Origin of the sequence: Deinococcus sp. YIM 77859 (assembly GCF_000745175.1) — a bacterium.
GTDB lineage: Bacteria > Deinococcota > Deinococci > Deinococcales > Deinococcaceae > Deinococcus.
Genome location: NZ_JQNI01000004.1, coordinates 283,243 through 295,000 on the forward strand (window position 1 = coordinate 283,243; position 11,758 = coordinate 295,000).

An 11,758-nucleotide genomic window follows, 5' to 3' on the forward strand; every position below is an offset into this window, starting at 1 on the left:
TCCAGGAAAAGAGTGTCGTACATGTCGTACAGGAAACCCCAGTCACTTCGATGGCCCAGGCGCAGCTGCTGGCCGCCGAACTCGCCGTGCTGCACGCTCCAGCCCACCTGCCGCTGCGGCTCCACGTGGACCGTCCTTTCGTCCTTCATGCCCTCACAGGAAGACATGCCTTCTTGCCTGGGCGATCGATTCCGGCTCTGGCGAAGGCAAGGGGAATCGAGTTGGAACCTGTGCAGGCTGCCTCGGCGGACATGCGTGGAAACGTCGTGGTTTTACGCCGTGTGCGACCTTGCCGAGCAGCTCCCGGCGGGTGTCATTGCTTAGGTCAAGGGCCTGATGCCGATCGCCTGGGCCTACTTGACCCGGGTATGGGGGGAGCGCAGGTCAAGAAACGGGCCCAACAAGCCCTGAAGGTGCTGGCAGAGAAAAACAGCGACATCCAGCTTTGGAAGGGGGACCGGCCCAAGTTTCTCAACGTCACCCAATGACGCCCCCCCGTGCCACGCTCCCAGCATGAACCTGATCATCTCGGAGCGCGGCACCTTTCTGGCTCTGCGGAGTGAGCGGCTGCAACTCCGGCATCCGCAGCAGGAGACGCAGGAGGTGGCCCTGCGCGACCTGGAAACCGTGACCGTCACCACCACCGCCTGTACCCTCAGCGCCGAGGCCATCCGTGCCTGCGCGAGGTTCGGTGTACAGATCGACCTGGTGGACGGGCTGGGGTCACCCTACGCCAAGTTCAGCAGCCCGTATCTGGTGGGCACGGTCAGCACGCGCCGCGCGCAGATGCAGGCCTACCTCACCCCGGTGGGCGTGGAGGTCGCGCGGCACGCCATCCGCGCCCGCCTCAGAAATCAGGCCAGCCTGCTGAAGTATTTTGGCAAGTACCGCAAGGAGGCCGACCCAGCCGCGTATGAGGCGTTGCAGCGTGCCCTGCCTGGCCTGACCGCCCTAGAGGCCGATCTGGACGCGCAGCAGGGCGAGTGCATCGACGATCTGCGTGACGTGCTGCTGGGCATCGAGGGACGCGGCGGCGTGGTGTACTGGGGCGCGGTGGCGGCCCTGCTGCCCTCTGACCTCGCCTTTCCGGGCCGCCTGGGACGCGGGGCAACCGACCCCACCAATATGACGCTCAATTACGGCTACGGGATCCTCTACGCGCGGGCGGCGGGGGTGCTGGCGACAGCAGGTCTCGAACCCTTCGCAGGCTTTCTCCATACCGACCGGCCCGGCAAACCCAGCCTGGTGCTGGATTTTGTGGAAGGCTTTCGCGCGGCCTGTGTGGACCGTCCCGTCCTCGCGCTGCTGGGCCGCGGCTGGCGGCCCGAGACGGACGAACACGGCAAGCTGACCCCGGAAACGCGCAAGCGGATTGCGACTGCCGTCCATGACCGCCTCGACACCCGCGACGCGGTGGGCGGCAAACGCTTTCGCCTCCAGAACATCATGGTGATGCAGGCCCGTCGCCTCGCCACGTTCCTGCGCGGGGAGGGCGACTATCCCGTGTACGTCGCCAGTTGGTGAGTCGTGCCGAAGCTCCTGCAAGACTCCCGCAAGGCTGGACAGCCCACGCTCGTGCTGTATGACGTGCAAGACGACAAGCGCCGCGCGAAGGTGATGAACGCCTGCAAGGACTACGGCCTGGCCCGTTGGCAGTACAGCGCCTATCACGGACGGTTGACAGGTGCGGCCCGCCGCGAGTTGGAAACGCGGCTGGAAAAGGCGATGGGCGACAGTCCGGGTCTGATTGCCATCCTCCAGCTCGAACAGTGGCAACTGGACGACGCCACTATCCTCCATCAGGAGGCGGAAGATGACTGAGCCGCTGCTGATCACGCCCACCGAACTGCGGCAGCATCACTACTGCCCCCGCGTGGTCTTCTTTGAACGCTGTACCCCCGTCCGGCGGCGCGAAACCGTGCTGATGACGCACGGGCGCGAGAAACACCAGACCGAATTGGTCAGAGAACGGCGGCGCACCCTCAGCCGCTACGACCTGGCCGAGGGCGAACGCCGCTATGACCTGCGGCTCACCAGCCCCGCGCTCGGCCTGACGGGTGAACTGGATCTGCTCATCGTGGACGGCAGGCGGGCATTTCCGGTAGAGTTCAAGCACACCTCGCGTCCGCCCGGCCCCGGGCACAGGCTGCAACTGTGCGCCTATGCCCTGCTGGTGGAGGCTGAGCTGCACCTCACCTGTCCGCACGGCTACTGGCACAGCAGCCGCACACGCCAGACGCACACCATCCCCTTCGACACGCGTCTGCGCAACCGAACGCGGGCGACCATCGAGACGGTACGCCGCTTCATTCTGGACGAGCGCTGCCCGCCGCCCACAACCCAGACAGTAAAATGCCTGGAATGCGAGCTGCGGAACTTCTGCGGGGATACCCTATGACGCCGCAAGAGGCTGATCTGCTTCCAAAAGCCGCCGATTTGCGAGACGTGTGGGCGGCGCTTTCCGGGGCTTTCCAGGCAGTGGCTGATGCGTGTACCCCGCTCGGCAGAGGAAGAGGCGCTGGGAGCGGCTCGCAAACGGTGGGAATCGCAGCCGGGACCAGCGATTTGCGAAGCTGCCCGGCAAGCTATCCTGAATGCCGTAGCCACCGTGCTGCGCGACCCATGACAACCGATATGCCGAACGGCTCAGCCACCTGAAATAAGCAGCTTCAATGACTTCCCCAAGCGATAGGGGACTGAAAGGTCAGACCCTCAAAGGCCCGCTCCCACGCGGCCCGGCTTCAATGACTTCCCCAAGCGATAGGGGACTGAAAGGCGACCTGCTCGCGGCCCTGATGGCGCATGCCCAGGCTTCAATGACTTCCCCAAGCGATAGGGGACTGAAAGTGGAGGTTGGCACAGATGGCGGTGAGCACGTCAGAGCTTCAATGACTTCCCCAAGCGATAGGGGACTGAAAGAGAGGCGAGGAATCAGCGTGGTGGCGGTTGACCCGCTTCAATGACTTCCCCAAGCGATAGGGGACTGAAAGTGAGCAACTCGACCGGGTACGCCCTGTACGTGGAGACGCTTCAATGACTTCCCCAAGCGATAGGGGACTGAAAGAGCCCCGACTGGAGCGCGGTGAGGTCGGCCACCTCGCTTCAATGACTTCCCCAAGCGATAGGGGACTGAAAGGCTGAGACGGACCTGCACAAGGTGACGGGCGCGGTGCTTCAATGACTTCCCCAAGCGATAGGGGACTGAAAGGGCCTCAGCACACTGCGGAGGGTTTGCGCGACCATGCGCTTCAATGACTTCCCCAAGCGATAGGGGACTGAAAGCGGAGGATGGTTTTAGGTGGGCAGTGCCTCACCGGCTTCAATGACTTCCCCAAGCGATAGGGGACTGAAAGGCTGCTCGGGCAGCAGCACGGGCGCGGCGAGGGCGGCTTCAATGACTTCCCCAAGCGATAGGGGACTGAAAGTGGTAGACAGCACCCGCTGCCTCTTCCGCCACAGCGGCTTCAATGACTTCCCCAAGCGATAGGGGACTGAAAGGCCTGAACGAACACGACCGCGCGCTGACCCAGCGCGCTTCAATGACTTCCCCAAGCGATAGGGGACTGAAAGAGCCCGTACTCGATGAGCTGCTGCGGGCTGGGAAAAGCTTCAATGACTTCCCCAAGCGATAGGGGACTGAAAGAACCGGCTGATCAAGGAGCTGCTGAAGGCAGAGGACACGCTTCAATGACTTCCCCAAGCGATAGGGGACTGAAAGTGGGAAGCTGGCGGGACTGCGCGGCGTTGGCGAGCGCTTCAATGACTTCCCCAAGCGATAGGGGACTGAAAGCTGTCCTGGGAGGCGGTGCCCGGCGCCAGTCAGTACGCTTCAATGACTTCCCCAAGCGATAGGGGACTGAAAGCCGACGCCACGCTGCTGCGGCGGGTGGAGACCTCGCAGGCTTCAATGACTTCCCCAAGCGATAGGGGACTGAAAGGCCTGGCCGTACTGGATGGCAGCGGAGCAGCGGGTGCTTCAATGACTTCCCCAAGCGATAGGGGACTGAAAGATAGTTAAGCACAGCGGGCGCAATATGTCACGCAATGCTTCAATGACTTCCCCAAGCGATAGGGGACTGAAAGTGGCTACGGCTGGGGCGGGCACTCGCCGGGCAGCGGCTTCAATGACTTCCCCAAGCGATAGGGGACTGAAAGCGGCCCAGTCGGTCGCACCCTGCGGCGGGCTTGTCGGCTTCAATGACTTCCCCAAGCGATAGGGGACTGAAAGGTGCTGGAGCGGGAAGGCTGACCCGTGCAGGCGGCGCTTCAATGACTTCCCCAAGCGATAGGGGACTGAAAGTCCCGTGCCGTGTCGCCGCTGGAAACTGCACCAGCAGGCTTCAATGACTTCCCCAAGCGATAGGGGACTGAAAGCCGACCGGCGCGCGCGGGGGCAGGTGGGGGGGGGCTTCAATGACTTCCCCAAGCGATAGGGGACTGAAAGGCTAGGCTGCCCCTCAGCCCGGCGGATTTCCTCGCCGCGCTTCAATGACTTCCCCAAGCGATAGGGGACTGAAAGACACTCACACCGATGTTTTGGGGGCCTGGGGACAGAAGCTTCAATGACTTCCCCAAGCGATAGGGGACTGAAAGCATCGCGGGCTTTGCGCGCCTCACCACGACCTTCAGGCTTCAATGACTTCCCCAAGCGATAGGGGACTGAAAGGTATGGGGCCGCTTGTCAAAGAGCTTATGTTGGCGTGCTTCAATGACTTCCCCAAGCGATAGGGGACTGAAAGCATCGCGGGCTTTGCGCGCCTCACCACGACCTTCAGGCTTCAATGACTTCCCCAAGCGATAGGGGACTGAAAGAGGTTTCCTCCTAGCGTCACCGCCTCGGTGAGGAGCCGCTTCAATGACTTCCCCAAGCGATAGGGGACTGAAAGAGGCGCGGCTTTACCCAGGCCTGATACGCGTATTCCAGGCTTCAATGACTTCCCCAAGCGATAGGGGACTGAAAGCCGGAAAGCGTGCGCTGAAGAGGCGCGCGCGGCGGGCTTCAATGACTTCCCCAAGCGATAGGGGACTGAAAGACCGTTCGCGCGCAGAGCACGCCCGCCCCGACGGTGCTTCAATGACTTCCCCAAGCGATAGGGGACTGAAAGGCGCGGCCTGTGCTTGGCGCGCGAAAAAAGTGAAGCTTCAATGACTTCCCCAAGCGATAGGGGACTGAAAGGCGCTGGTCACCTACAACGCGCGTCTCGGTCTGAGCTTCAATGACTTCCCCAAGCGATAGGGGACTGAAAGTAGCTCAACGCCAAGGGTACAGGCGGGGGGGAGGCGGCTTCAATGACTTCCCCAAGCGATAGGGGACTGAAAGGCCCCTGAATCATGCTCTGCTCGTCAATGGGCAGGGCTTCAATGACTTCCCCAAGCGATAGGGGACTGAAAGTGAGCAGGTCGTCCCGCATCGCGGCATCCACGCCGCTGCTTCAATGACTTCCCCAAGCGATAGGGGACTGAAATCCATCGCGCAGGAGTTCGGGTTGCTGGGGACTGGGCTTCAATGACTTCCCCCAGCGATAGGGGACTGAAAGAGCCGCAGCAGCGACGGCACGCGTGTGGCGCTGCAATATCTGTCCTCCTTCGCAGTGGGCTTTGACAAGGGTGCTGTCCACCGCCACCCCGTCCCAACCTGGCTTTCCCTCAGCATCAGCTTTCAGTTGTAGGACGACCAGAATCTCCGCTCCGTCCGTCCCATCCCCCAGCCTGCCAAATTCAGACAGATAGACCCTAGCTCACGTAAATGGCTCGGTAGTCGTTGAGGTTGTGCCCGCTGGGGCCGGTCACCAGGGCGTCACCCAGCGCGGCGAAGAAGGTGCCCGAGTCGTTGCGGGCCAGGAAGTCGCGCGGGTCGAGGCCCAGGGCACGGGCGCGTGCGAGCGAGTCCGGCGTGAGGAACGCCCCGGCGGCGTCGCTGTTGCCATCGATGCCGTCCGAACCCGCGCAGAGGGCATAGACGCCCCGTTCTCCCAGGTGCTGAAGGAGCCAGAGCGCAAACTCTTGGTTGCGCCCGCCGCGCCCCTCGCCGCGCACCGTGACGGTCGCCTCCCCGCCGGAGAGCAGCACCAGCGGTCCCTGGAAGGGGGTGCCGTAGGTGCGAATACTCTTCACCAACGAGGCGTGAACCCCGGCCAGGTCGCGCGCCTCCCCCGCGAAGGTGTCCGATAAGATCACCGAGCGAACCCCCTGCGCCGTCAAGAACGCCTGTGCCGCCTCCAGCAGCATGCGGTTCGAGCCGATGATCACGTTCTCCACGTGAGGCAGGTCGCCGGGCTTGGGCGTCTCGGCCAGCTCGCCCCGCGCACCCGCCTCCAGATGGGCGCGGGCCTCGGGGGCCTTGATGCCGTAGCGGTCCAGCACCGTCAGCGCGTCCGCGAAGGTGGTGGGGTCCGGCACGGTGGGGCCACTCGCGATCACTGAGGGGTCATCTCCGATCACGTCGGAGATCAAGAGGGCACGGACCTGGGCGCGGGTCGCCTGTGCCAGCCGCCCACCCTTCACCCGCGAGAGGTGTTTGCGAACGGCGTTGATCTCCTCGATGGCCGCCCCCGCGCGCAGCAGGTCACGGGTCAGCGCCTGCTTCTGCGCCAGCGTCACGCCCCAGGGGGCACTCAGTAGGGCGCTCCCGCCACCGGAGACGAGGACGAGGAGCCGTGACCCTTTCGGCAACTCCCGAACCCGTGCCAGCGCCTGCTCGGCAGCCCCGGCACTGTGCTCGTCGGGCACCGGATGGCTGCCGGGCAACACTTCCGCCCCCTTCGGCGCGCTGAGATCCAGTGTTCCGCGCGGCGGCACCGCCAGGCCGGGCACGCCCGGATAGGCCTCCAGCGCCGCCCGCAGCATGGGCAGCGCCGCTTTTCCAAACGCCAGCACGAAGTCAGGGCGCGGCCCGGTCAGGTGGGGGGCCAGGAGGCGGGCGGGGGCCACCGCCTTCAGCGCCGAGCGGTAGCTGTCTTCCAGCAGTGTCCGCCTATCCTGCCGTGCGGTCATGTCCGTCCAGCCCGGCAAGGCGCGCGTACAGCGCTGCGAGGCCCGAGTGGTCGAGGTCGCCCATCCCCTGCGCGATCATGGAATTCATCAGCTCGGCGACGTTCGCGGTGGCGGGAAGGGGCACGGCCCCCTCGCGGCCCGCTTCGAGCGCGAGGCGCAGGTCCTTGCGGTGCAGGCTCACGCGGAAGCCCGGCTGGAAGTTGCCGTTCAGCATCCGCTGCCCGTGCAGGTCCAGAATGCGGCTCTGCGCAAAGCCACCCAGCAGCGCCTCACGCACCTTCGCCGCGTCCACGCCACTCTTGCGCGCGAGCGTCAGCGCCTCCGCGACCGCCTGGATGGTGAGCGCCACAACAATCTGGTTGCAGATCTTGGTGACCTGCCCGGCGCCGGGCCCGCCGATGTAGACGATGTTCTTGCCAACCGCCTCGAACACTGGGCGGGCACGTTTGAAGCCTTCCTCGCTGCCACCCACCATGATGCTCAGCGTCGCCTCCTCCGCGCCGACCTGGCCGCCAGAAACGGGCGCGTCGAGCGAATCGGCGCCCTTCTGTCGCAGCGCCTGGGCGACCTTGCGGGCGGTCGCGGGGGCCACGCTGCTCATGTCGATGTAGAGGCCACCCGCAGGCAGGCCCTGGGCCACCCCGTTCTCGCCCAGCACGACCTCCTCCACCTGCGGGCTGTCGGGCAGCATCGTGATCACGATGTCACTTCTCTCGGCCACCTCGCGGGCGGTGCGGGCCACCTGGGCGCCCTCGGCGGCGAGCGCCTGCTCGGGCTCGGGGCCGCGGTTATGCACGGTGAGGCGGTAGCCCGCCTTCATCAGGTTGCGGGCCATCGGGAGGCCCATGATCCCCAGGCCGATAAAGCCGATGCGTTCCTTTCCCTGTGTCATGTCGGCACTCCTTCCCCCAGGCTCTTCAGCCAGGCCAGCGAACTCACGGTGTCCCCCTCGGGGATGTACTCCAGCCCCACGTATCCGCCATACCCGGCCTGATCGAGCGCGGCGAGCACGAAGGGATAGTTGATCTCCCCGGTGCCCGGCTGGTGACGGCCCGGCACGTCCGCGAGCTGCACGTGCCCGATTCGGTCCTGCAGGCGGCGGAAGGTGTCGAGCAGTTGCCCCTCGGTGCGCTGCTGGTGGTACAGGTCGTACTGAATCTTCAGGTTGTCCGCGCCCACCTCGTCGATCAGCGCGGCGGCCTGACCCGGCGTGCGCAGGAAGAAGCCGGGAATGTCGTGCGGGTTGATGGGCTCGATCAGCAGGGTCACCCCCACCCGGCCGAGTTCCTGTGCGGCGTACCGCAGGTTCTCCACGAGCACGCGGCGGGCCTCCCCAGCGTCCGCTCCGGCGGGCAGCTTCCCGACCAGGCAGTTCACCAGGGGCGGCGCATCCGGGTCCCGCAGCGCCTCCACGTAGGTCAGCGCCCGTGTGACGCCCTGACGGAACTCCTCCTGACGGCCTTGCAGCACCGCGATCCCGCGCTCCCCCGCCTCCCAGTTTCCAGCGGGCAGGTTAAAGAGCACCTGCCGCAGCCCGTGTTCCTGGAGCTGCGACCGCAGGTCCTCAGGCGAATAGGGATAGGGAAACATGTACTCGACGGCAGAAAAGCCCGCCTGCCGCGCGGCAGCAAAGCGCTCTAAAAAGGGTTTTTCCTGAAACAGCAGGGTGAGGTTGGCAGCAAATTGGGTCATAGGTACCTCTTAGGGCGCGTGTCTGTTCGGCGCCTCGTCCCTCACGTCTCCAGCCAGCAGGGCGATCGCCGTCGGCGCGTCCTGCCGGGCGTTCTCGGCCAGTTCCTCGAACTCGGTGATGTTGTTGATCTCGGTGCCCATGCTGATGTTGGTCACGCGCTCCAGGATCACCTCCACCACCACCGGCACCCGGTATTCGCGCGCCAGGTCGCGGGCCTGTTCGAAGGCGGGCAAGATGTCGTTCGGCTTGAACACGCGCAGCGCCTTGCACCCTAGGCCCTCCACGACCTTGAGGTGATCCACGCCGTAGCCGTTCACCTCGGGTGAATTGATGTTCTCAAAGGAGAGCTGCACCTGGTAGTCCATGTCGAAGCCGCGCTGTGCCTGGCGGATCAGGCCCAGGTAGGAATTATTGACGAGCACCTGGATAAAGGGCAGGTTGAACTGCGCGCCCACCGCCAGTTCCTCGATCATGAACTGAAAGTCGTAGTCGCCCGATAAGGCCACCACCTCGGCTCCGGGGCAGGCGGCGACGACGCCCAGGGCGGCGGGAACCGTCCAGCCCAGCGGCCCGGCCTGACCCGCGTTGATCCAGTGGCGCGGCTGGTAGACGTGCAGGAACTGGCCGCCCGCGATCTGCGAGAGTCCAATGGTCGTGACATAGACGGTGTCACGGCCAAACGCCCGGTTCATCTCCTCGTAGACGCGCTGGGGCTTGATGGGCACGTTGTCGTAGTGCGTCTTGCGGAGCAGGGTGCGCTTGCGCTCGCGGCACGACTCGGCCCACTCGCTGCGGTCCTTAAGGTTCCCGGCCGCACGCCACTCGCGGGCCACCCGCACGAAGAGTTCCAGCGCCGCCTTGGCGTCACTGACAATGCCGTAGTCGGGGCCGAACACGCGCCCGATCTGGGTGGGTTCAATGTCCACGTGGACGAACTTGCGCCCTTCGGTATACACGTCCAGCCCGCCGGTGTGGCGGTTGGCCCAGCGGTTCCCTACACCGAGCACGAAGTCAGAGGCGAGCAGCGTGGCATTGCCGTAGCGCTGCGAGGTCTGGAGGCCCACCATGCCCGCCATGAGGGGGTGGTCGTCGGGGATACTCCCCCAGCCCATCAGCGTGGGAATGACGGGGATGCCGGTGAGTTCCGCGAACTGCACGAGCAGGTCCGAGGCGTCCGCGTGGATCACCCCACCGCCCGAGACGATCAGGGGGCGCTCGGCGGCATTCAGCATGGTCATCGCCTTTTCGACCTGGGCGCGGGTCGCGGCGGGTTTGTAGACGGGCAGGGGCGAGTAGGTCTCCGGGTCAAACTCGATCTCGGCCATCTGCACGTCGAAGGGCAGGTCGATCAGGACCGGGCCGGGGCGGCCCGAGCGCATCAGGTGGAACGCCTGCTGGAATACGCGCGGAACGAGGGCGGGTTCGCGCACCGTCACCGCCAGCTTGGTGACCGGCCCCGCGATGCTCTCGATGTCCACGGCCTGGAAGTCTTCCTTGTGAAGGCGGGCACGCGGCGCCTGACCGGTGATGCACAGGATGGGCACCGAGTCCGCGCTCGCCGCGTACAGGCCGGTGATCATGTCGGTCCCCGCCGGGCCGCTGGTGCCGATGCACACGCCGATGTTTCCGGCCCGGGCGCGGCTGTATCCGTCGGCCATGTGCGAGGCGCCCTCGACGTGGCGGGCCAGGATGTGGTTGATCCCGCCCACCCTGCGCAGGGCGGCATACAGCGGGTTGATGGCGGCACCCGGCACCCCGAAGGCGGTGTCCACACCCTCCAGGCGCAACACGTGCACGGCGGCCTCAACCGCAGTCATTCTCGGCATCTTCCTTTCCTCCTTGAAAGGCAGCGTAGGAGGCTGGCGTGTTTTTGTCAATATACGAAAGTGTTTTTCATTCAGTGAACAAAATGAGGGTCTGGTTCGCCGACTGCCCAGGAGGTAGGGGGCACCCCCACCTCCAGCCCTTGCCGCCGGTGACCGGTCGCCCACGCGAGGGCTGAAGGTGGGAGTGGTACGATAAGCAGAGTCCTTCGAAGTCTATATTTCATTTAACAAAAATCCTCTTCGTTCTTTGACAAACATCAGAAAACGTGTTAGACCTTCCACCACAGCCCTGACCCCCATCCCCGCCCTCCCTGCGGGAGCCATCACCCAGCCGCACGTCACTCCTGGAGACACTGTGACCACACCCGGTACCGACCTGCCCCGCGCCCTGGAGGACCGCTTCGCGGAGCGGCGGCGTGCCCTGCTCGCCCGCTCGCGGGAGGGCTGGACTCCCGGCTTCGATCCCCGCACGGCGGCCATCCGCCAGTCTGACTGGCAGGTAGCGCCCCCGCCCGCCGAGCTGCGGGGCCGTATGGTCGAGCAACTGGTGGAGCCCAGCGACGCGGCGGCGATCCAGGCCGCGCTGGCTGCCCGCCCCGACGCGCTGATCTTCGATTTCGACGACACCTTCTCCCCCACCCCGGCGAACGTCCGCGCCGGGCACGCCAACCTGCGTGCGCTGCCCGCCGCGGGGGGCCCGCTCCCGATGATCCGGCCCCGGCCCCTCTATCTGGAGGACGAGCACGGGACCAGCGCCAGCCTTCAGGATCTGGCCGCCTTCGTGGAGGCGTTCGCGAACCGGGAAATCCTGTACGTCTACCTTCCTAAGCTGGAATTTCCCGCCGAGGCCGAATTCTGGAACGACCTGCTGACCGAGACCGAACGCCTTCAGGGCCGCGCGCTCGGCAGCATCCGGGTCTGCATTCAGATCGAGACGCTGCCCGGCGCCTTCTATGCCGACGAACTGCTGTATGCGCTGCGCGAGCGGGCCTTTGGGCTGAACGCGGGGCGCTGGGATTACGTGTTCAGCGCGATCAAGTGGCTGGGGAGAGACGGCCGCTTCTGCCTGCCTGGGCGCGACGAGCTGAATATGGGGCAGCCCGCCATGCGCGCCTACGAGGAGCATCTGGCCCGCGTCTGTGCCCGCCGGGGGGCGCAGGCCATCGGCGGGACCGCGGCCCTGGCCCCCGACCCGGCCGACCCCGAACCCGCGCTGGCGGTGGTCCGCGCCGACAAGGAACGGGAG

8 protein-coding genes, 1 pseudogene and 1 CRISPR repeat array (1 of these 10 cut by a window edge) are annotated in these 11,758 nt (G+C 65.4%); of the genes and pseudogenes, 4 read left to right on the forward strand and 5 right to left on the reverse strand.

Annotated features, from left to right (window positions below; genetic code table 11):
* Positions 1 to 513: 513 nt before the first annotated feature.
* The 3 genes from cas1 to cas4 are packed head-to-tail and all read left to right on the forward strand — an operon-like array spanning position 514 to position 2,398.
* Positions 514 to 1,524: a CRISPR-associated endonuclease Cas1 gene (gene cas1 / locus EI73_RS14520; protein WP_034388819.1), complete on the forward strand. Its 1,011-nt coding sequence runs from the start codon at positions 514 to 516 to the stop codon at positions 1,522 to 1,524.
* Positions 1,525 to 1,527: 3 nt separating this feature from the next.
* Positions 1,528 to 1,821 carry a CRISPR-associated endonuclease Cas2 gene (cas2, locus tag EI73_RS14525; protein WP_034388821.1) on the forward strand — a complete coding sequence of 98 codons (294 nt, stop codon included), beginning with the start codon at positions 1,528 to 1,530 and terminating at the stop codon, positions 1,819 to 1,821.
* Positions 1,814 to 2,398: a CRISPR-associated protein Cas4 gene (gene cas4 / locus EI73_RS14530; RefSeq protein WP_034388822.1), complete on the forward strand. Its 585-nt coding sequence runs from the start codon at positions 1,814 to 1,816 to the stop codon at positions 2,396 to 2,398. The genes cas2 and cas4 overlap by 8 nt, the downstream gene beginning before the upstream one ends.
* A 268-nt stretch (positions 2,399 to 2,666) precedes the next feature.
* A CRISPR array of direct repeats spans positions 2,667 to 5,537; the repeat unit is 37 nt; unit sequence GCTTCAATGACTTCCCCAAGCGATAGGGGACTGAAAG.
* Positions 5,538 to 5,591: 54 nt separating this feature from the next.
* On the opposite strand, the pseudogene EI73_RS16430 reads toward cas4, so the two are convergent.
* The 5 genes and pseudogenes from EI73_RS16430 to gcl all read right to left on the reverse strand — a co-directional run.
* Positions 5,592 to 5,702, reverse strand: a pseudogene (locus EI73_RS16430) (IS5/IS1182 family transposase); the annotation flags it as partial.
* Between the two features lie 31 nt (positions 5,703 to 5,733).
* A complete protein-coding gene (locus EI73_RS14535) occupies positions 5,734 to 6,993 on the reverse strand; it encodes a glycerate kinase (RefSeq protein WP_034388824.1) in 1,260 nt (419 codons plus the stop codon).
* On the reverse strand, positions 6,974 to 7,885 hold the full coding sequence (locus EI73_RS14540; protein ID WP_034388826.1) for a 2-hydroxy-3-oxopropionate reductase: 912 nt from the start codon (positions 7,883 to 7,885) through the stop codon (positions 6,974 to 6,976). Before EI73_RS14540 ends, EI73_RS14535 begins: the two co-directional genes overlap by 20 nt.
* Positions 7,882 to 8,685 (reverse strand): hydroxypyruvate isomerase, encoded by an 804-nt coding sequence (gene hyi, locus EI73_RS14545; RefSeq protein WP_034388827.1) that lies wholly within the window; start codon positions 8,683 to 8,685, stop codon positions 7,882 to 7,884. The genes EI73_RS14540 and hyi overlap by 4 nt, the downstream gene beginning before the upstream one ends.
* 9 nt (positions 8,686 to 8,694) lie before the next feature.
* On the reverse strand, positions 8,695 to 10,512 hold the full coding sequence (gene gcl / locus EI73_RS14550) for a glyoxylate carboligase (RefSeq protein ID WP_051935659.1): 1,818 nt from the start codon (positions 10,510 to 10,512) through the stop codon (positions 8,695 to 8,697).
* Positions 10,513 to 10,867: 355 nt separating this feature from the next.
* Here gcl and EI73_RS14555 point away from each other — a divergent pair, with 355 nt between their 5' ends.
* Positions 10,868 to 11,758: the 5' portion of a malate synthase A gene (locus tag EI73_RS14555; RefSeq protein ID WP_034388829.1), read on the forward strand. Its footprint extends 492 nt past the window's final position; only the first 891 of its 1,383 coding nucleotides appear in the window; its start codon is at positions 10,868 to 10,870; its stop codon lies off the right edge, out of view.

Coding starts and splice junctions, on each gene's coding strand:
- cas1 (WP_034388819.1), top strand. CDS start 514: ATGAACCTGATCATCTCGGAGCGCGGCACCTTTCTGGCTCTGCGGAGT.
- cas4 (WP_034388822.1), top strand. CDS start 1,814: ATGACTGAGCCGCTGCTGATCACGCCCACCGAACTGCGGCAGCATCAC.
- EI73_RS14535 (WP_034388824.1), bottom strand. CDS start 6,993: ATGACCGCACGGCAGGATAGGCGGACACTGCTGGAAGACAGCTACCGC.
- EI73_RS14540 (WP_034388826.1), bottom strand. CDS start 7,885: ATGACACAGGGAAAGGAACGCATCGGCTTTATCGGCCTGGGGATCATG.
- hyi (WP_034388827.1), bottom strand. CDS start 8,685: ATGACCCAATTTGCTGCCAACCTCACCCTGCTGTTTCAGGAAAAACCC.
- gcl (WP_051935659.1), bottom strand. CDS start 10,512: ATGCCGAGAATGACTGCGGTTGAGGCCGCCGTGCACGTGTTGCGCCTG.